Annotated in this window: 21 protein-coding genes; 17 read left to right on the top strand and 4 right to left on the bottom strand. The window is 56.2% G+C overall.

All coding sequences use genetic code 11. The features are described from left to right. Positions 1 to 229: 229 nt before the first annotated feature. The gene (locus V6M90_RS20260; RefSeq protein WP_332847049.1) at positions 230 to 1135 is read left to right on the top strand and encodes a tetratricopeptide repeat protein; all 906 of its coding nucleotides are present in this window, start codon (positions 230 to 232) and stop codon (positions 1133 to 1135) included. A 118-nt stretch (positions 1136 to 1253) separates the two neighbouring features. Here the strand turns inward: V6M90_RS20260 and V6M90_RS20255 are convergent, their stop codons facing one another. Further along, complete coding sequence (locus tag V6M90_RS20255) at positions 1254 to 1580, bottom strand: DUF2388 domain-containing protein (RefSeq protein WP_042944715.1); 327 nt, start codon at positions 1578 to 1580, stop codon at positions 1254 to 1256. A gap of 321 nt (positions 1581 to 1901) precedes the next feature. Here V6M90_RS20255 and V6M90_RS20250 point away from each other — a divergent pair, with 321 nt between their 5' ends. Together V6M90_RS20250 and V6M90_RS20245 are read left to right on the top strand one after the other, a co-directional pair. After that, on the top strand, positions 1902 to 2534 hold the full coding sequence (locus V6M90_RS20250) for a hypothetical protein (RefSeq protein WP_003174049.1): 633 nt from the start codon (positions 1902 to 1904) through the stop codon (positions 2532 to 2534). A 219-nt stretch (positions 2535 to 2753) separates the two neighbouring features. Continuing rightward, positions 2754 to 3638, top strand: a complete 885-nt coding sequence (locus tag V6M90_RS20245) for an alpha/beta fold hydrolase (protein ID WP_332847048.1) — start codon at positions 2754 to 2756, stop codon at positions 3636 to 3638. A gap of 71 nt (positions 3639 to 3709) precedes the next feature. Here the strand turns inward: V6M90_RS20245 and V6M90_RS20240 are convergent, their stop codons facing one another. Beyond that, the gene (locus V6M90_RS20240; protein ID WP_332847047.1) at positions 3710 to 4483 is read right to left on the bottom strand and encodes a helix-turn-helix domain-containing protein; all 774 of its coding nucleotides are present in this window, start codon (positions 4481 to 4483) and stop codon (positions 3710 to 3712) included. 342 nt (positions 4484 to 4825) lie between these two features. Here V6M90_RS20240 and V6M90_RS20235 point away from each other — a divergent pair, with 342 nt between their 5' ends. The 5 genes from V6M90_RS20235 to V6M90_RS20215 all read left to right on the top strand — a co-directional run bounded on the left by V6M90_RS20235 (position 4826) and on the right by V6M90_RS20215 (position 9583). Next, positions 4826 to 5494, top strand: a complete 669-nt coding sequence (locus tag V6M90_RS20235) for a GntR family transcriptional regulator (protein WP_003174044.1) — start codon at positions 4826 to 4828, stop codon at positions 5492 to 5494. Positions 5495 to 5569: 75 nt separating this feature from the next. Then, a complete protein-coding gene (locus tag V6M90_RS20230) occupies positions 5570 to 6379 on the top strand; it encodes an ABC transporter substrate-binding protein (RefSeq protein ID WP_332847046.1) in 810 nt (269 codons plus the stop codon). A gap of 12 nt (positions 6380 to 6391) precedes the next feature. Continuing rightward, complete coding sequence (locus V6M90_RS20225) at positions 6392 to 7168, top strand: amino acid ABC transporter permease (protein WP_003174042.1); 777 nt, start codon at positions 6392 to 6394, stop codon at positions 7166 to 7168. A 2-nt stretch (positions 7169 to 7170) separates the two neighbouring features. After that, on the top strand, positions 7171 to 7950 hold the full coding sequence (locus V6M90_RS20220) for an amino acid ABC transporter ATP-binding protein (protein WP_003174041.1): 780 nt from the start codon (positions 7171 to 7173) through the stop codon (positions 7948 to 7950). 22 nt (positions 7951 to 7972) lie between these two features. Next, positions 7973 to 9583, top strand: a complete 1611-nt coding sequence (locus V6M90_RS20215) for a gamma-glutamyltransferase family protein (protein ID WP_332847045.1) — start codon at positions 7973 to 7975, stop codon at positions 9581 to 9583. 55 nt (positions 9584 to 9638) lie between these two features. Here V6M90_RS20215 and V6M90_RS20210 read toward each other — a convergent pair whose 3' ends face one another. Further along, on the bottom strand, positions 9639 to 10544 hold the full coding sequence (locus V6M90_RS20210; protein ID WP_003174039.1) for a LysR family transcriptional regulator: 906 nt from the start codon (positions 10542 to 10544) through the stop codon (positions 9639 to 9641). A gap of 96 nt (positions 10545 to 10640) precedes the next feature. Between V6M90_RS20210 and V6M90_RS20205 the strand changes: the two genes are divergently transcribed. The 3 genes from V6M90_RS20205 (at position 10641) to V6M90_RS20195 (ending at position 14443) form a co-directional block, all read left to right on the top strand. After that, positions 10641 to 11432 carry an SDR family NAD(P)-dependent oxidoreductase gene (locus tag V6M90_RS20205; RefSeq protein ID WP_181408638.1) on the top strand — a complete coding sequence of 264 codons (792 nt, stop codon included), beginning with the start codon at positions 10641 to 10643 and terminating at the stop codon, positions 11430 to 11432. Positions 11433 to 11605: 173 nt separating this feature from the next. Then, positions 11606 to 13006 (top strand): aspartate aminotransferase family protein, encoded by a 1401-nt coding sequence (locus V6M90_RS20200; protein ID WP_332847044.1) that lies wholly within the window; start codon positions 11606 to 11608, stop codon positions 13004 to 13006. Positions 13007 to 13075: 69 nt separating this feature from the next. Then, a complete protein-coding gene (locus V6M90_RS20195) occupies positions 13076 to 14443 on the top strand; it encodes a glutamine synthetase family protein (protein WP_332847043.1) in 1368 nt (455 codons plus the stop codon). 581 nt (positions 14444 to 15024) lie between these two features. Here the strand turns inward: V6M90_RS20195 and V6M90_RS20190 are convergent. After that, entirely contained in the window at positions 15025 to 15519 is a 495-nt protein-coding gene (locus V6M90_RS20190) for an Abi family protein (RefSeq protein WP_332847042.1), read from the bottom strand. Positions 15520 to 15585: 66 nt separating this feature from the next. On the opposite strand from V6M90_RS20190, the gene V6M90_RS20185 reads away from it, so the two are divergent. The 6 genes from V6M90_RS20185 (at position 15586) to V6M90_RS20160 (ending at position 19848) form a co-directional block, all read left to right on the top strand. Continuing rightward, a complete protein-coding gene (locus V6M90_RS20185) occupies positions 15586 to 16992 on the top strand; it encodes a hypothetical protein (RefSeq protein WP_332847041.1) in 1407 nt (468 codons plus the stop codon). Further along, entirely contained in the window at positions 16992 to 17516 is a 525-nt protein-coding gene (locus V6M90_RS20180; RefSeq protein WP_332847040.1) for a hypothetical protein, read from the top strand. The genes V6M90_RS20185 and V6M90_RS20180 overlap by 1 nt, the downstream gene beginning before the upstream one ends. Before the next feature lie 75 nt (positions 17517 to 17591). Next, positions 17592 to 17789, top strand: a complete 198-nt coding sequence (locus V6M90_RS20175; protein ID WP_332847039.1) for a hypothetical protein — start codon at positions 17592 to 17594, stop codon at positions 17787 to 17789. A gap of 21 nt (positions 17790 to 17810) precedes the next feature. Further along, the gene (locus tag V6M90_RS20170) at positions 17811 to 18017 is read left to right on the top strand and encodes a hypothetical protein (RefSeq protein WP_332847038.1); all 207 of its coding nucleotides are present in this window, start codon (positions 17811 to 17813) and stop codon (positions 18015 to 18017) included. Between the two features lie 370 nt (positions 18018 to 18387). Further along, positions 18388 to 18795, top strand: coding sequence for a HEAT repeat domain-containing protein (locus V6M90_RS20165; protein WP_332847037.1), 408 nt, complete (start codon positions 18388 to 18390; stop codon positions 18793 to 18795). 498 nt (positions 18796 to 19293) lie between these two features. After that, positions 19294 to 19848, top strand: coding sequence for a DcrB/PsbP domain-containing protein (locus V6M90_RS20160; RefSeq protein ID WP_078824706.1), 555 nt, complete (start codon positions 19294 to 19296; stop codon positions 19846 to 19848). The last annotated feature ends 316 nt before the right edge of the window (positions 19849 to 20164 follow it).

Here is a 20164-nt window from a genome sequence, read left to right as displayed (position 1 = left end):
AAAAATGCTCCGTATCTTTCGATACGGAGCATTTTCTTCGAGCGCTGCGCAGATTGCTAGGTTTTCACACAGCCTGTTTTGGCGGGTTTTTTCGTTTTGGGTGCTCTGTCGGCTTTCTACGTTTCCAGATATGGACTCAGGGAATTTCCCCTTATGAATATTGCGAATACGAGTCGTACGCCCGAGTAGTGGCATAATGCCTCATTCCTTTCTGCGCAGGCATGGAAGCATGATCAAACCCCTGTCTTTTCTGCTGCTTTTTACCTTGACCACAGGCTGCCAAAGCCTGAGCCGACCTGCCGATTACGATTCTTCCCTCGTTGGCTTTCGATGCATGATGATCGCCGGTGAGAAACCCTTTGAACGCGCCAATCTGCGCTACATCGAACGGTATGCGAACTATGGCAATGCTACGTGCAAGGCAATGCTGGGCAAGATGTATCAGGAGGGTGGATATGGTGTGGATCAGAATTTCAGCAAGGCGCGAGCGTTGTTCGTTGAGTCCAGCAAGCTAAACCCGGCCAGTAATGTTCTTTTGGGGCAGATGGCCGAGCGTGGTGAAGGCGAGCCGGTGGACTACGCAAAGGCGCGCGAGCTTTATCGCCTCTCCGGTAAGAATGCTGTTCTGCTCCTTGGCCGATTGATGGAGGAAGGCAAAGGCGGGCCACGCGACTTAGCTGGCGCGTTGGGACTGTATCTGGATGCGAGCGAACATTGCGGTGATGATGCATGGAAAGCAATGAACCGATTGCGCACAGCGGGGCAATCGCTCAATGAGGTGCAGGAGAAACGCTATGAGCGCCTCTGGTTTGGCGGCTTTCGTGGCGAACAAAGCCGCCGTCTGGCGGTTCGGGAAGTGTTCGAGGCGGTCAATGCCACGGGTACGGTGAAGAACGCGACATTGGCTTATCTTTTTAAATCAGACAGCGGTACACCTGAGGTAACCATGATCAAGGGTACCGGTGATGCCAATGTGGACGGATGGATCATGAAGGCCGCCCAGAGGATATCGATGGGAGACTCAGCGCCGTTGACAAATAGTTCAGGCGTACTGGAAATCAAGGCGCCGCTTGTGATTTCACCTCAAGAGACTCGTCACGTGAATTGGATATGCGGCCGGAAACCCTGTAGTTGATTGCTGCCAGGCGTTTCGATAAGCGGGACGAATTTATTTGAATAGGCCGATACTCATAACGGTAGTAAAGACTCAAAAATATAACTGAGGATAAATAATTCTGTCCCCTTTGGTCCTCTCAGTGCGACGTAGCTATCGCTTGGGCCAGTTGCATGTCTGACATGAGAGGAGAGGGATACGTCGACCGGTAGTACCGGGAGGCCTGCTCAAACTTCGCGCCACGAATCTCGCCGTCGGAACCAACGAACGTCAGTGCGTCAGTCTTGGCTGATTTGAAAATCTTTGGCGGCTCGGTTGTGAGAGATGTGGTCGCTCCAATTAAAATTGTGGGCAAAGAAATTGTGATAAAAATTCCTGCCGCGACAGGGTTGACGTTGTCACCTGATACAGCCTGTGTGCTGACCGATGCCAATAGGGCGATTGCCAGCGTCTTCCATGAGTCCATTCCTTGGTGCTTCCATTGCGTGCAGAGGGCGTTACCATAGCAGAGGAGGGGATCGTTAGAAACAAAATGCCCGGCGCCAGACCAAGGGATAAACGATAAACGGGACAACGATAAACGAACGATAAACGGGACGGATTTATTTAAATAGGCCAATACTCATTATTGCAGTAAAGACTCATAAAATAGAATTCCCCCTTTACCCTTTATTGCCTGGCGTTTGCTTTTGGGGTGCTGGGGAGGGCTTGAAAAAGCCTGATGCCTCTGGGTCAGACTGTCCGGCAGTAGTGGTAATGTCTACGCAGCACCCTTGGAGCCTGCTCGATGAATCGTCAACGTCCACCTCACTGCGCGGCAGCGCCTCTAGTCGCGTCAAACGCTGAAAGCTCCGCCGCCCATCCTCCTATTTGGCATCGCGGCCAGGATTTACTGACCTTTGGCAGCACGGGTGCGGCCATTCTGGGTTTCTGCTTTGTGGTGCTATGGTTGTTGCCGGGCTTAGTGCTGACGATTTTGCTCCTTCTCGGGTTTGAAGCGATGCAAGGTGAACCGAGCAGCGATGAGTCGAGTTTCACAATGTCGACGCTCATTCTAATGCTGATTGGTTGTGTTGTGCTCATGGGGCTGGTCTTTGCGTGGATCTTCTCTGCCGCCAAAGTGCTGGCCTTCACGTTCGACGAAAACCAACAACTGCTTACCCTCACTGTCACCCGTCGCGGCCGTAAACCCACCGAAGTGCAGGTGCCATTTGACGATATTGTTTGTATTAGCCCTTACGTGTTAGCCAGTTATGACCGTGATGGCTATTTTAGCGTCGTGTGTCAGGGCCCGAGGGACAAGGAGTTCGAATATCGATTGGCTGAGGGTACTTCTCTGGAAGAAATGGAGTTTCACACAGCTTGGTTGCGGGGAATAATTGGCTTACGGATGCATGATGTACTGAATCTGGATAAATGAACTACTACGTCGCTTGATACCGATAAAAGTACGATAAACGGGACCGATTTATTTAACTAGGCCGATACTCAAGGGTAGTAAGAGGGTAAATAAATTCGTCCCCTTTACCCCTCTTTACCCTGCGTGAAGACACCGCAAACAGGCGAGGTTATCGATTCATTGAGCATGGGCTTGCTTTCTTTGTCCAACCTTTCAATCGCTGATGCTCTGTAGGAGGGAATGATGAAAACGGTCAAAGCCGGTGTTTTGGAAATCGCCTACCTGGAGGTCGGTCCGGTAGACGGAGCCCCCGTCGTGTTGCTCCACGGCTTCCCCTATGACGTGCATGCCTACAATGATGTCGCCCAAATCCTGGCCTCGGCTGGAAAGCGATGTTTCACGCCTTACCTTCGGGGTTATGGCCCCACCACCTTTCTGACCAAACAGACAATGCGCTCTGGAGAGCAGGCGGCAATAGGCGCTGACTTGCTGGCTTTTCTCGACGCGCTGAACATCGAAAAAGCTGTACTTGCAGGTTATGACTGGGGGGGAAGAGGGGCTTGCATCGTCGCTGCGCTATGGCCGGAACGGGTAAAGGGTTTGGTGAGCTGCGGTGGCTACGGTATTCAGGATATCGCTCAAGCGCACCAACCTGTTTGCCCCGAGGCTGAGCACCTTCTTTGGTACCAGTACTACCTTCACGCAAGCCGTGGTCGCGCTGGATTGACCGCGAACAGAAAGGCGTTCTGCCGCTTGCTATGGCGCATGTGGTCGCCGACCTGGGAGTTCACCCAGGAGGCGTTTGAAACAACCGCCGCAGCGTTTGAGAACGAGGACTTTGTGGACGTGGTAATACACTCCTACCGTCATCGTTTCGGATTGGTTGAAGGCGATCCAGCCTATCGGAACATAGAATCCCGGCTTGCCGCGCAACCCAAGATCGCGGTGTCTTCATTGGTTCTCGAGGGGGGTGCCGATGCGGTTGATCCACCTGTCGAGCACGATCCATTCGCAGCTTATTTTATCGGGCCGTATCGCCGGGAAATCCTGGAAAACATCGGCCACAACGTACCCCAGGAGGCTCCAGAAAAATTCGCCGACGGGGTCTTGAGCCTTGCTGATTGAGGCTATGCAGCCGATGCGTCGACCATTGCGCCTTGGATTACGCCAAAAACGGTCACTGGAGGCCCGCCGCTTCAGCGTCGATGCCCACGAACGGCAGTAGGTGGGAAGCCGAACCGATCACGAAAACGCACGGCAAATTGCGACGGCGTCTGGTAGCCGACGTAAAGCGCTATCTGCATGACGGTCTGCGCGGATGATTGCAACAGTTGCAGGGCAAGGGTCATGCGCGCATCGATCAATAAGCGACTGAACGTGGTGCCTTCTTCCGCGAGCCTGCGCCGCAGCGTGGCTTCGCTGAGCGCAAAGGTCGAGGCAACATCCAGCGCACTCCAGTCGTTTGCCAGGTCGCTGGCTATCAGTCGCCGCACTTTGATCGCCATCGTCGGCACGCGCGGCGGTTCGAACCGTACACCCGTCACGCCAACCCAGGTCAGCAATTCCTGTACGCGATGCCGAGCGACAGGGTCTGGCACCGTGCTGTCTATTACCGCTTCAATGGCGCGCCTGAACGACTCGGCAAAATGCCCACCTTCGCCTGTGATGGGTTGAGCGTATCGAATGGCCGCCAGGTGCGTATTGGCTTCGGCGTTCGTTTGGATCAACGCTTCGTCCCACACCAGCCAGTGGGCTTGGTAACTGCCGTCCTGGGTGTCCGGCGGGGCACCGCTCCAGGAAATCTCAGGGGAGAGGTTCTTGCCGGTGCAGCCGAACACATTGGCAAATTGACGCTGTCGAAAATGCCCGTCCTGGACACTGCTGCTTTGCACCGTGAACGACTGGGCTTGTGCAGTGGCAGCGATGAGTGAAAGGGCAAAAAGGCCCGCGGCGACACATGGGTATTTCATACCGACTCCTCTTGGTTTGGAGTGGTTAGTCTGGCGTGCCTGGTCAGCCAAGACTGTTTGCCAGCGCTCGATTTTCGTCGCAATCCAGTCAATATGCCTGGACCGTATGGGGCTTCAAGGGTGGTTGAGCGCGTCATCATCCCGCTACCTCCCTGCACAAAAACGGGCAGTCGTTGTGCCATTTGGTAGCACATGGCTCCATCTGCGCCGCGTATCTCGCCTGCGCATAAACGAAAGATCACATTTGAATCAGCCAGTTAACCCTGAACCAAGCTCATTGGCACACATTCTGCTTTGTTGCATTCGTGGATAATTGGATACAAAAATACAAAGAGGCTGCCAATGCAATTTGCCCCCGCTTACGTTGACCGCCAGCCCCTCACTGCCGAGGAGGAGGCCTACAATTTTCTGCTCGATGCCATCTGCGGCGGCCGCTACCGCAAAGGTGATCGGCTGATCGCCGAGGATATTGCCAGCGAGATCGGCATGAGCCGCATGCCGGTGCGCGAAGCGTTTCGCCGCCTGGATGCCCAGGGGTTGGTGACCCTAAGGCCTAACCGTGGCGCAGTCGTGAGCGGTCTGGATATCGACGAGCTGCACGAGGTGTTCGAGATGCGTAGCGCTCTAGAGGGCCTGGCCGTGCGCGTCGCGGTCAGCCGCATCGGCGAGCGCCAGATGGCGGCTCTGGAGCGGCTGCTGGACGAGATGGATGACTACCGCGACGAGAGCGCCGCGTGGGTCCGTCGCCACCGCGCCTTTCATGAATACCTGTGCAGCCTCAGCGGTCGCCCGCGCTTGATGAAGCAGATTTCGGCGTTGTATTCGCTGGTGGAAGCGCCCATGCGCTTGTGGTTGCAGCACAGCGAAAAACCCCTGAGCGCGCGCCAGGAACACGCGGTGATCCTCGACGCGATCCGCGCCGGTGATGCCGCCCGTGCCGAGGCGGTGGTGCGCGAGCACATCGAAGGCACCGTACCGGCGTTGAGTCACTTTCTGCGCTCGAAAAAATAATAGAGACGGGTCCGAACCCGTCCGTGTTTTGACTTTAGTCCTGCCCCGTTATTCAACGAAGTGGAGTGTCTGGTCATGCATAAACAACGCCGCGCCTTGCTGGTGGCTGTAACCCTGGGTCTGTGCACACAATGGGCGTTTGCCGCGTCCCAAGTGCCGGAGCGCCTGCAAAAGGTCGACAAACTCACCTACTGCTCGGGGATGGATTCACCTCCCCTGGTGTCCTTCGACGAAGCCCAGAAACCGCGCGGCCTCACCGTCGACCTGGGTCTGGAAATCGCCAAGCGTCTGGGCGACAAGCAGGTGCAATGGCGGGTGATTCCGTTCTCCGGCCTGGTGCCGGCGCTGCTCGCCCAGCAGTGCGACATGATCGTCGACCAACTGTTCGATAAACCCGAGCGCCGTCAGGTGATCGACATCGTCAACTACATGTATTCCAGCCAGTCGGTGGTGGTGCCCAAAGGCAACCCTAAAGGCATCAAAACGTTGGATGACCTGTCCGCACACAAGGTTGCGGTACTTAACGGCTCCACCATCAAGACCCTGCTCGATACGCAAAACGAAAACCTCGCCAAGGCCGGCAAGCCCCCGATGAAACTGGTGGTGTACAACACCGACACCGATGCCTTCCAGGCCCTGCGCATCAGCCAGGTCGACGCCTACGGCACCACCGTGGAAACGGCCGGTTACTACGCTGCGATGGCGCCGGAGCTGTTCCAGGAAGGCGTCCCGGCATTCAGCCGCATCCTTACCGGCCTGGGTATGCGCAAGGATGATCCGCAACTGACCGCCGCCGTGCAGCAGATCATCAGCGACATGCGCAGCGACGGCAGCTACGTGCAATTGCTCAACAAATGGCATGTCAGCAGCGACACACTCGACTGAGGCAAAACGGCGATGAATTTCAATTGGGATGTGTTCTGGCAGTACCTGCTGCAGCCCAGCGGGGTGTACCTCACCGGGCTTTGGCTGACCTGCCTGATCAGCGTGCTGGCGATGCTGCTCGGCTGTGCGCTGGGGTTGGCGGCGGCGCTGTTGCGTCTGTCGAAGAACCCGTTGCTGCACTTGCCGGTACGCTTTTACGTGTGGCTGATGCGCGGCACGCCGTTGCTGGTACAGATCGTGTTTCTGTACACCGCACTGGCGGCGGGGGGGATCTTCCGCTTCGAGGACATCGAGCTGTTCGGCCTGATCGTCCCCGGCAATATCCAGGCGGCGATCATCGCCCTGGGCCTGAATGAAGGTGCGTACATGGCCGAGATCATCCGCGCGGGTATCGGCGCGGTGGACAAGGGCCAGTACGAAGCCGGACGTTCCCTGGGCATGGGGTTCGGCAAGTTGATGCGGCGCATCGTGCTGCCCCAGGCGTTCCGGGTGATCGTGCCGCCGCTGGGCAATGAGTTCAACGTGATGCTCAAGAACACCACGCTGGTCAGTGTGATCGGCGTGCAGGAGCTGCTGCTCAGCACGCAGATGGTGACCTCGGCGACGTTTCGCGTATTCGAGTTGTACCTGGTCGTCGCGATTTACTTCCTGACCTTGACCACCCTGTGGGGCTTCTTCCAGCGCTGGCTCGAAAACCGCTTCGGCCAGTCCGATCGACCTTCGGCGCCACCTCCGGCCGCCAGCCGCATGTTCGGTCGCAGCACCCTGAAACTGCTGAGGGGACGTTAACCATGGCGCACCAAAGTGAAGAGCTGATCATTGACGCACAGGATATCCAGAAGTCGTTCGGCGAGTTGCAGATCCTCAAGGGCATCTCCCTGCAAGTGCGGCGCGGCGAAGTGGTGGTGCTGATCGGCGCCTCCGGCTCCGGAAAGACCACCTTTATCCGCTGCATCAATTTGCTTGAAGACATCCAGGGCGGGCGCATCCGCGTCAACGGCCGCGCCATGGGCTATCGCGAACGCAGCGACGGCAGCCTGGTACGCGACTCGGAGCGCAACATCGCCCGCCAGCGCCGTGACATCGGCATGGTGTTCCAGCGCTTCAACCTGTTCCCCCATATGACCGCGTTGGAAAACATCATCGAAGCGCCGATCCAGGTACTCGGCGTTTCGCGTGCCGAAGCGCTGGAGCAGGCGCGTGGTTTGCTGGCGCGGGTCGGTCTGGCGGACAAGGCCGGCCACTACCCGTCGATGCTTTCCGGTGGCCAGCAGCAACGGGTGGCGATTGCCCGTGCGCTGGCGATGAAGCCCCAGGCCATGCTGTTCGACGAGCCCACCAGCGCCCTCGACCCGGAAACCGTCGGCGAGGTCCTGCAGGTGATGAAGGAGTTGGCCGAGGAGGGCATGACCATGGTGGTGGTCACCCATGAAATGGGCTTTGCCCGCGAAGTGGCCGACCGCGTGGTGGTGCTCGATCAGGGCGAGTTGATCGAGCAGGGGCCGCCGGAGCAGATTTTCAGCCACCCCAGCCATCCACGTACCCGGGCGTTTCTCAGCCGCGTGCTATGACCTTTTTTGAAGAGCCTTTGCCATGTTGAAATTCTCCGCTCACGAGTACCCCTATCCGTCGCAACGCCAGAGCGCGTTCGCCCGTCGCGGCATGGTCGCGGCATCGCAGCCGCTGGCGGCCCAGGCCGGCATCCAGATCATGCAGAAGGGCGGCAATGCCATCGACGCCGCGATTGCCACGGCGGCGGCCCTCACCGTCGTAGAACCCACCGGTTGCGGCCTGGGCGGCGACGCGTTTGCCTTGGTGTGGTGCAGGGGCCAGTTGCATGGCCTGAATGGCAATGGCCACGCGCCGGCGGCCTTGAGTATCGAGGCGGTCAAGGCGGCGGGTCACTCACAGATGCCGCTGTACGGCTGGACCCCGGTCACGGTGCCGGGTTGCCCGTCGGCGTGGGCCGAGTTGTCGAAACGCTTCGGTAAATTGCCGTTTGCCGACGTGCTGCAACCGGCCATCAGCCTGGCGCGCGACGGGTTCCCGTTGTCGCCGGTGGTTGCCCATCAATGGCAGATATCCTTGAACGAATTCGGCCCGCACCGCGATGAGGTGCTGCAAGCCTGGTTCGACACCTTCCTGATCGACGGACGCGCGCCTCAAGCGGGTGAGATCTTCCGCAACCCGGCCCAGGCCCGCACGCTGGAAGAGCTGGCCGCCACCTGCTGCGAAAGCCTGTATCGCGGCGCCCTGGCCGAGCGCCTGGACGCGCATTCGCGCGCCAGCGGCGGCTACCTGCGCGCCAGTGATCTCAAGGATTACCGTGCGCAGTGGGTCGAGCCGATCCACATCAATTACCGTGGCGTGGATGTCTGGGAAATCCCGCCCAGCGGCCAGGGTCTGGTCGCCCTGATGGCGCTGAAGATTCTTGAAGGCTTCAACTTCGATCACCGCGACAGCCAGCAGACCTGGCACCGCCAGCTGGAGGCGATGAAGCTCGCCTACAGCGACGGCCTGCACTACATCACCGACCCGGCGCACATGCGCGTGGCGGTGGCCGACCTGCTCAGCGACGACTACAGCACCCGCCGCCGTGGCCAGATCGGCGAGCAGGCCCAGCCACCCAAGCCTGGCGATCCCCATGCCAGCGGCACGGTGTACCTGGCCACGGCGGACGCCGAAGGCAATATGGTTTCGTTTATCCAGAGCAACTATCACGGCTTCGGCTCCGGCGTGGTGCTGCCCGACAGCGGCATCGCCCTGCAGAATCGCGGGCAGGAATTCAGCCTCGATGAGGCTCACGCCAACTGCCTGGCACCGGGCAAGAAAACCTTCCACACCATCATCCCGGGCTTTCTCAGCAAAGACGGCAAGGCGCTTGGACCGTTCGGCGTAATGGGTGGCTATATGCAGCCTCAGGGCCATGTGCAGATGGTGATGAACCTGGTGGACTTCGGTCTCAACCCGCAGGCGGCGTTGGACGCACCGCGCTGGCAATGGCTGGGCGACATGAACGTCGGCATCGAACACGGTGCTTCACGGGACCTGGTCAATGCGTTGGCGCGGCGCGGGCACAAGGTGCGGACCGACAGCGACCTGACCGACTACGGGCGAGGGCAGATCATCCTGCGTGACCCGGTCACCGGCGTGTTGTGCGGAGGCACTGAGCCACGGGCGGATTCGCATATCGCGGCTTGGTAAGCGCCTGCCCACCCGAAGGCGATGGCCGCGCAGAGCGGCCATTCATTTTTACTCGTCAAACACGCCGAGGTTCGCCCTCGGCCATTTCGCGCATCAGGCTCAGGTAACGCCGCGCGCCCAGCCCCAGCGGTCGGTTTTTTACCCAAATGATATCGACCCATAACCGCATCTGACTCGGCATGTAGTCAAACACCACCTCCGTCAATGCGCCCGACGTGAGAAGAGGTTGTACCAGCGGCTGTGGAAGATAAGCCCAACCCAATCCTTGCTGCACCAGGTCCAGAGTGGCCAGATAATTGTCGCTGTGCCAGATCCGCCGCGACAGCACAACACGTGGGTCGGAATCTGCAGGTCCTCCGGTCGCAACGATGATCTGCCGAACATTGACCAGTTGCTCCTCACTCAATGGGCTTTTTTTGCCGGCGGCCGCGGGATGATCTGGAGCAGCAACCGCGACCAGCAACTGGCTCCCCGCCTCAAGAAACGTCTCGCGCTCGTCAAGCCCTGGTCGTTCGAACCCAAGCGCCAATTGCACACGCCCTTCATGGAGCATGCGCATGGCCTCGGGGTGCGACGCGGAGCGAATCTCGATCTCCAGCGTGGGAAACTCCCTGGCGATAATGGACAGCGGACGATTCCAGATGCCTGTTTGCAACTCCGGCGCCATCGCAAGGACCAGGCGCCCCTCCAACCCCTGATGAAGCTGCAGCGCATGGGCGTCCAGCAGGTTCAGCTGGCTGGCGACCTGTCGTGCCTGGGGCTCGAGTGCCTTGGCGGCTGGCGTAGGAATGGCTTTGCGGGTTGATCGGTCAAAAAGCAACAAATCCAGCTCGGCTTCAAGCTGCGACACCGCCATGTTGATGGCCGAGGGGACCCGGCCTAATTTTCGAGCCGCGGCGGAAAAAGAGCCGCTGTCCATGACGCAGAGGAAGAGCTTAAGGGACTCGCTGGTAAACGCCATGGTGGTCGTCAGTTTTTCTGATAATGGTCGTCTTTATTTATCAGGTTTATTGGCCTAGTTTCCACTCTCTTTCAAATTAAATACGTGGGGCACACCATGTTGGGTCAAGAATTGAAGGGGCATGTGGCACTTGTCAGTGGTGCCGGGAGTGACTCCGGGATCGGTATGGCTATTGCTCGCAGACTAGGTGCATCCGGGGCGAAGTTGATCATCACTGCCAGTAGCAAGCGCATCGCGGACCGGGTTGAAGAACTGCGCCATGAAGGGTTTGAAGTTGAAGGCCGGCCAACTGATCTCACCGATCAAAGTCAGGTGCGTGACTTCAGCCTATGGGTCGAGTCAGTCTGGGGGCGGGTTGATATTCTGGTGAACAATGCGGGCATGTCCATGCAGGGCAGCCCTGAGATTTTCTCGGAATTGGCGACGATGGAACTGCATGACTGGAACCTTTCACTGGCCAGAAACCTGACCACTGCCTTTCTGCTGACCCGAGCCGTGTTGCCCGGTATGAAGGCGCGAAATTACGGGCGCATCGTCAACATCAGTTCCACTGCGGGAACCCGAGGCAGCAATCCAGGCGAAGCTGCTTACAGCGCCGCCAAGGCTGCAATGATAGGCATGAGCATGGGGCTTGCACTGGAAGTCGCCAGGCAGGGAGTCACTGTAAACAGCGTGGCTCCCGGATGGATCGCCACCGGTTCAACGACGCCCGTTGAAGCGCAGGCGGGGCGCTTCACGCCGATGGGGCGGGCGGGCAATCCCCGAGAAGTGGCCGCGGCGGTTGCCTTTTTGGCATCGCCTGAATCCAGTTACATCACCGGTGAAGTTATTGTGGTGGATGGCGGCAACTGCCTGATCGAGAACAAAGCCCCTCAAGCTGACTATTAAGTTTGAATACGCTCCCACACGATTAACGAAAGTTCCTGGGGAAGGCGCGGCTATATACCACGCTTTATAAAAGTGCGACCTATCAAAAAATAGGTAAGTTCACTGAAGCGTATTCGGCCGCCCGTCAATCATCGATGGTTAATTGATTTGATAACTGACATAGGGTTTTGATCATGTTGAAAAGTGGAATTAGTGAATCAGCAATTGCTGCTTTTGCCGCCTCCGAACGTGCCCGTTTTATACAAAACAATCCAACGTCCATGGCGCTGGCCAAGCGTGCCGAGGCGAATCTGTTCAACGGTGTGCCCATGCACTGGATGAGCGATTGGTCGATGCCTTCGCCGCTCTTCGTCCAGCGTGCCAAAGGGGCACGCTTCACCGATGTTGACGGTCACGAATACATAGACTTTTGCCTGGGCGACACCGGCACCATGTTTGGTCATTCACCTGATCCTATCGTCCGCGCCATCACCGAACAGGCCAATAACGGCTTGACCACGATGCTGCCGGGCGAAGACGCGGTGGTCTGCAGCGAGTTGCTGGCTCAGCGATTCGAGCTGCCTTACTGGCAGGTGACCGCTACTGCGACTGATGCCAACCGTTATGTGTTGCGCTGGGCGCGGGCTATTACCCAACGCAATGTCTTGCTGGTGTTCGACGGCTGCTATCACGGCACCGTGGATGACGTCATGGTGCGCTGCCGCAACGGCAAAACAGTGCACCGTTCAGGCCTTGTGGGCCAAGCCTACGATCTGACCCAATACAGTCGATCCATCCCCTTCAACGATGTTGCCGCGCTGGAGGCTGCTCTAGCCCAGGGCGATGTATGCGCACTGATGTGCGAGCCGGCGATGACGAACATTGGCATGGTCCTGCCCGATCCGGGTTTCATGCAAAAGTGCCGAGAGCTGACCCGTCAATATGGCAGCCTGCTGATCATTGATGAAACCCACACTATTTCCACCGGCATCGGTGGATGCACGCGCCAATGGGCGTTGGAGCCCGACTTTTTCGTGGTGGGCAAGCCCATCGCAGGTGGCGTGCCTTGCGCTGTGTTCGGCATGACCGAGCACGTTGCCTCGGCCATGCAAGACGCACAGAAGACCGTCAGCGCAGAGGGCGGCGGGCATGGCCACAGCGGTATGGGAACGACGCTGTCCGCCAATGCACTGGCGATGCGTTGCATGCGCGCCAGCCTCGAAGAGGTCATGACAGCGTCGGCCTACCAGCACATGCTGCCCCTGGCCTCGCGCCTGGCCCAGGGATTGCGAGCGTTGTTCAAACGGCACCAACTGAACTGGTCAGTCACCGAGTTGGGCGCGCGTTGTGAGTTTCAATTCTGTGCCACCTCGCCCAGGACCGGTGCGCAAGCCGAGGCGGCGTTTCACGACAGCCTTCAAATGGCCCTGCATCTCTACTTGATCAATCGCGGCATCCTGATCACGCCTTTTCACAACATGACCCTGTGCTGTCCACAAACAAGTGATGCCGATATCGACAGGCTGATCGGTGAGTTGGATAGCGCGCTGACTGCGTTGCTTGCCATACCTGGCGCGCGGGTTATCTCTTCATAACGGCATGTCTGAAAACGCCATTGTTCTTAAATACTGCCAGCCGCTTGAATGAGCGCTAAGAGGTTTGACATGCAATTTGCCGATAAAAAAGAAGCCCAGGATTACCTGGCCGCCCACCCTGAAGTGCTGAGCATCGAGCTGTTCCTAATCGATGCGAACGGTGTTCCACGGGGCAAGCTGTTGCATCGCGACGAGCTACTGGCCATCTACGAGAATGGTCGGCCACTGCCAAGTTCCATTCTCGCCTTGACCGTGCAGGGCGAGGACGTAGACGAGACTGGCCTGGTCTGGGACGTCGCTGATGCGGATTGCTGGACTTACCCCTTGCCGGGAAGCCTGACCCTGCAACCCTGGCGCAGCCATCCCACCGGTCAAGTGCAGGTGAGCCTGCACCCGACCCAAGGTCTTCCCGCCGCGCCCGCCGACCCGCGCCATGTCCTGGTGAACACCATCGAACGGCTAAAAGCCGATGGATTCCATCCGGTCATGGCGGTTGAGTTGGAGTTTTACCTGCTGGACCGGCAACGCGACGTCAACGGCCGGCCGCAGCCGGCGCTGCAAACCAATGGCGTGCGCCCGGTTGCTCCGCAGGTGTATGGGGTCTACGAGTTGGAGCAGCTTCAACCGTTCCTTGATGACCTCTACGCGGCGTGCGCGCTGCAAGGGCTGCCGGTACGTACGGCGATCTCCGAGTACGCTCCGGGCCAGCTCGAGTTGACGCTGGAACATCGTTTCGATGCACTCCAGGCCATCGATGAAGGCGTACGCTACAAGCGCCTGGTCAAAGGAGTGGCCAACAAACACGGGCTGCAAGCGTGCTTCATGGCCAAGCCATTCAGTGATCAGGCCGGTAGCGGTATGCATCTGCACGTCAGCCTGGCGGACGAGGAGGGGAACAACTTGTATGCGAGCGAAGAGCCGCAGGGCACGCCACTGTTGCGGCACTCCGTCGGCGGGATGATGGCAACTTTGTTTGACGCGCTGGCGCTATTTTGCCCGCATGCCAACTCCTATCGCCGGTTCCAGAGCGGCAGTTACGCGCCACTGGCCAAAAGTTGGGGCGTCAACAACCGTACGGTGTCGTTCCGTGTGCCCGGCGGCCCCGCGATCAGTCGGCATATCGAACACCGCATTTGCGGCGCCGATGCCAACCCCTATCTCGCCGCCGCCGCGGTGCTCGCGGGCATTCACCACGGAATCACTCATCAAAGCGATCCCGGCGCGGCGATTGAGGGCAATGGCTACGAACAGGCGACTGATTTCCTCCCCACCGACTGGCTGACAGCGTTGCAGGCACTGCAACGTTCAACCTGGGCACATGAGGCGCTGGGTGCCGAATTCCTGAAGGTGTTTTTGGCGATCAAGTGGCGCGAGTTCCGTCAATTCAATGCTGAAGTCGGGGAGCAGGACTGGCGTTGGTATCTCACGCACGCATGAATGGTGGCCCGTCAGCGGGCGTTGAAATACACCGCTGACGGCACCGGCTGCCGTGTATTCGACAAGATCACGCTGCAAGAGGGCGCTCACTCACCGTGCCGCCCATGATTACAAATGAAACTTGCCCACCTCCTGCTGAAGGCTGGTGGCAACCCTCTATCTCCATCACGTTCGTCCATGACACCGTTGCGACTAACAGCCAGCAAATGACTGTTAATCATTGGGTCCCTGGTTCGAGTCCAGGTCGTGGAGCCAGATAGGGAAAAGCCTGCAGCGATGCAGGCTTTTTTTCCTGAATTTCTCGGGGCGATCAAAGCGCATAGCGTGACCCGCATGAATGCATCTCTAATCCTATGATTCGGAGGTAAATATCATGAAAGTCGCTGCAGTCGTTTCAACCAAAGGCGGGCCGGGTAAAACCACGGTTGGCGTCAATCTGGGCTGATTTGGGGCCGATGCAGAGGCCGCACCCTGTTCATCCATCTGGATAGTCAGGCGTCGCTGTTCTCGTTCTATGCCCTATCGCATGAGGCGTGTGATGGTGCTTGTTATTGCTGACACCGGACGAAAAAGACAGGATTTCAGATGCCGAACAAGTGCCGCGGAAAACCATCTTCAGACGGAAGCCCAAGGGACCCGAACGGGCACCCAGGAAGGTTAGGTTTGGAATCTATGACATCCGCTACATGTCGGATCCAGTCTGAGCTTGGTCCGATGCGTTGTACCAGGAACCAGATGATAGCGATCTGTCCATAAAGACGAGTGAGTGCGCTGTGATCCAAATTCAACGTTTGGAAGTATGGCTCTGCAGGAAGGTCAGGGAGGGCATTCGCTGAAACCTGGTTCCAAATACGACTGTGATGTGCACAGCGATTTCGAAGGGTGTTAATTTCTTGCAGCCAAAGCTTGAGTGTCCTGGTGTTCGAGACGCCCAGACGCTGTGCGATACGATTTTGATGATTGCCTTTGAGTATCTCGTAGTACTTGGAGTGTAGTGGTCTAATGAAACCGGTAATCTTAAACTGGATACAGGCGCACTCGGGTTCAATGACATCGCTGGCAAAGATACTGAGCATGGTTATTACCTGAACGTCGGTGGGACCTATAAAAGCGGTCAGAGCACCACTCAAGACCCGAGTCAAGTGGGTAAGGGAAAGGCAGGTGATACAGGTTGGAGCGCTTCAGGCTGGAAATACGACAAGGAGCGCGAGCAATCGGTCCGTGCAACGGTTGGGGCGGGAGAGGTCATTGTTCGCGAAGCTTCCGATGCGGGTTCCGCTATTGCAGGTCTCAATCGAGACGTGGAAAAAGCATTCGAAGTAACGAAAGACAAAGAAAAGCGTACGGACCTTTACATCAGCGACTCTTCGTTGACGGCGGTGACTAACCCAACAGCAGTCATTGGGCAATGGAAAACGGATGCTAATAAATATGGGGACCAAACAGAGGAAACCATTCACAAATTGCTGGATCTGTTTGGTGCGGGTGCGCAGATTACCGTAGGGACGAATCTTGATGACGTCTCCAAAGAGATGCTCGGCAAGGCTTTATTTAGGCAGTTAAGTAGTCGTCATGCGGAAGATCGCGCAGCGCTGATCACTAAAGCGATAGGGGGAATCACTGGAAAAGAACAGGCACCTGAAAACCAAGCGCTGATTGATAAGCTCACTCAGATTGCAGGGGATGATCCTAACAAAGTTTTGAGCATCATTAGCTTGTTGAAGAGCTTGAATGGGCCTGAAACTGGCGCGAAAAACTTTGTGGCGGTTCCTATTATGGCGGCTGATGCTGTCGTAGTGACTGTCGGTGCTGTTTTGGTAGCTTCAGACGCAACGGTACAGGAAAAAACACGCATTGCTGCCAATGCTCTAGTTGCTGAAGGTGCGAAGCTCGGCAAGGAAGGCGAGAAACAGATCAGGACTTCCATTGCTCTGTGGGAGCTTTTGCTTGGAACACAATTTCCGGCTCACCAGCTCGATCCTGAAAATCTGGTATATATCACGCCAATCATCAACGTTCTTATCGAGCATCCGAGCAGTGGTGGTTTCGCTACTGGTAGCGCTGTTAACCCCGCGATCAATACCGGAGGAACCCAGCTGGATGGGCAGCGGGATGATGGGAAATACGTAACGCCTGAGCACCGCCTTGACCCGGGGAATATGTATAGCGAGAATGGTTCTGGTCCAAAAGCAACTACTAACGCTACAAATACACCCAGGTTCATTACGGATTCTGCCGGTAATGCTATTGATTTAGATTATACCAAGGGACTCAGGGAAACGAATGTGACGGTCACGGGAACGCGTGGTGGTGTTCAGTATCCGTTGCAAGGGCAAACTCCCGATTCTTATGCGAATCTTGGAAATGGGCATGTTGTTGTCTACGGTCCTGAGGGGCGTGCACTATATGATGTGTCTAGCTCTCGGATTAAGGTGGTCGAATGGAACCAAGCTCCGAATGGAACATATTTCCCCAAGAAGGGAAGTGATACAAAATTTTTTGAGGGAAAAGTTCCTCAGTCGGTTCTCGATAGCTTAGGGTTGAAATGATGAAAGTTTATCAGGGTAATATTTCTAAAGAGTCGTTGAGTCTGTTTGTTTCAGATATTGGCTCCGGGGAGTTTTTTTCATATGTAGGGCACTTGGTTTCATTGGAACAGGCAATTTCTGTTCTGGGTTTGCTCTCTCCTGATTTTATTGAGGACAATGGTCACATTTTCTGGCTGCCTAACGCTCAGCAATACGATCCGAAAAAATTTCATTTGAGCGGGCTGGTTGAGACCGAATCTAGTGTGTTGGAACAAAGTACGTCGCGTAGAGACGTTGAACGATACAGAAATACTTTTTCAATAAATCAGTTCTTTTCAAAGTGGGAGGATGCACCGGGCCGACCCGTATTTAAAGTGGGCCTGTCGGAAGAAGATTATCGTCTTTGTCATTTATTTGCTGAGCAGATCACTAGATATTGGAAGCGCGCGTTATTCGATGCCTTTCCAGAGAAGATATTTCAGTTTGAAATTGCTGACGATCTTCTCGATGAATATGGCGTCTGTCTGACATTCTGGCAGTCGTAGTTTAAATGGCGCACAGGATGTGTCCGCGCCATTAAAATCACTGCCAGAGACTAAACAATAATTATGCGTTTAGAAATGATTGAGAAAAGCCTTGTAGAAAAACTTAAGGTAGTCAATGAGAAACAACGAAAGCGTGCTGTAAAAGTGGCTTGCGAACTTGCTTTACAGGCCTGCCCAGAAGAGTCTATTGTTGCCGAATCTCTTAGGTATCTACAATCTGGTAATCAACTCACGACTGATCAGGTTTCTGGACTAGATGTTTTAGCTGCATAGTTAGATGAGAAGTATTTTGACTTGCAAGACAGCCTAGACGAAGGTCAAAGCTTAAATGTAGAAGGCCTTCAGCTGTTTAGCCAAGCTCGCGCTGTATCGGCGCTGTCCTTAGCTGGTGGAGAGGATTCGCTTATGGCTGCTACCGGAGCAATATATGAGGCATCATCAGCCGTTGATGATGGAACTCATATTTTTAAAGCAGTACTTTCGGTTTTGCCAAAGTCTTAATCAGCAGGCGTTTTGCTTTGGCTGATATCCGGCGCACTCTTGCTCCGGTATTTTGTAACCGTCCAGGCAACACACCTTCCTGACACCGTCGCTTGAGGCGAAGGTGTCCACCTAAAAATGATCTGACCCCGAAAAGTTGGACGCATTCTATGCCTGCCGTGCTTGACCTTGTCGGATGCGCAAACGATGGATGCCGTTCGAGCTATTGGAAATGGCCCCGCGCTTGAGGCTAGGGCCGATGGCGCCTCGTTGCATCAAACGACAATTAGCGGGATTAAAATTGAGCTCATTAATGTTGGGGACCGCGTTAGTGCTGGCTACACTTGAGGCAGAGGCTGCACGGATTCGACGAAATTCTGATGGGTGAAATATGTTTGAAGAATATGAATTTTTGCTTGATTCGACAGGGTCTGACGATTACTGGTCGGATGTAGGAATTGATATCGCGGCCTCCAAAATCTCTCAGTTTGATAATTCAAGCTGGAATGAACTTGAATCTGCTCTTCTGGCGAAGTCTGAAGTCTGGCGAGGTCGGTGCGCGGAGTCTCTCGGTGACTCGAATGATGAGCGGGCGTTGCGCGTTTTGCTAACGCTTCTAAAAGCTGGAGGGGAGTCTGTTGTAATTCACGCAATTGAATCAATTGAGTCAGTTTTTTTGGCTGGCTACATTCTTGACAGGGCGCAGGTTGTACGCGCTCTAGATGAGGGGGTTGAGGCAGAGAGCAGAACGTTGAAGCTAATGGCAGCTACGTTGGTCAGGAAGTTAAGTGAGGCATAAAGGTTGCTCGATAGCTGACAGCGAACGCCTCCTTTTCCTACAAGACATTGCTTTGCCACGCTTTGACAACCCAATCCAACCCGACTAACTTTCGTTGCGTGCTGCACTCACGCGGCTCACGCTATGCAGCAACCCTATATATCCAACTCGTTCTTCCATGGCCCCGTTGCGACTAACAGCCAGCAAATGACTGTTAATCATTTTGACGGGCCTAACCTGAAAATATGGCTGCCGAACGACGCTTTGTTCCAGGTCGCTTGACGCGCCAACGATCTCTCCTTGGGCACCTATCCTGAGATTGATCTGCGTGAAGCACGCTCCTTGTGTCATGACGCCCGAGCGCTCTCGCGAAGGATATCAATCCCATGCTGACCGCAAATAAAAGCGACACGCTGCGGCTGTGAACAACATCACTGGGCAAGTGAGCAGGCAAGTAAGCTAGTCTGTTCGCCCGATAGGCCGTCGGTATTCGCCGGCCTGAAAACAAAGGCGTTATCAATGTCGAAGCATTTGCTGTTGGGCTGGACCCGTTCCTTGTGCGTGCTTGCTGCCTTGAGTGGCGCGGCCACCATGGCAGTTGCTGTTGCGCCTGAAAATACCGCTACGGCGGCATCGGATGCGCAATCGGTGTCCCTGGCAGGCGGCAAGCTGAAGTTCGTGCTGAAAGGCGTCGAGGCCCGTACCTTGAACAGCGAGCACGGCGGCACGATGTACTTCGATCCGACAAGCGAGCGGGCCATCATCGTTACCGAAGGTCCGGCGCCGACATCGGGCACCACCCCGGACGCTGCGTTTCGCCTTGGCGTGGATACCTTGAAGGAAAAGCAGCAGGCCGCGTCACCCAACTTTCGCATGACTGGAGAGACGACCATTCAAGTGAACGGCTTGAAGATGTACCGCCTGGACGGCACCGACGATTTCAACGGCCTGAAACTACTGGTGGCTTCGTTGATGACGATGAGCGATCAGAACATCACCATCATCGAAGTGATGTCCAGCGTAAACGACCCGGCCGGCCATACCGCTGCGTTGAAGAACATTCTGGGCAAGTAAACCGCAGGTTTCCGGATAGTAGGCTGTCGGCTCTCGACAGTCCGTCCATCACAAGGAGCCCGCATGATCTCGTGCAAAGCCCCGGAACCCACTGGATTTAGACGGACGGCTCTGGATTCGAAATCGAATAACCTATTTTTACTAAAGCTTTTTTGGATTCTGTGGAATTCAGTTACAAGCTATCGGGGTCCCCAAAAAACATTTTGACTTGGCTCTAGGACGGTGTTTTCAGGCGGAAAAAATTCAAATGTGCCCCCAGTTTTGCCCCCAGTAGCGCGGGATATGCGGGCGATCGAGATTGGCGATCTCTGAGGCG

It is taken from the genome of Pseudomonas lactucae (genome assembly GCF_036688725.1).
GTDB lineage: Bacteria > Pseudomonadota > Gammaproteobacteria > Pseudomonadales > Pseudomonadaceae > Aquipseudomonas > Aquipseudomonas lactucae.
The sequence above is the reverse complement of the archived record's forward strand: the minus strand, read 5'-3'. Positions and strand labels throughout refer to the sequence as shown.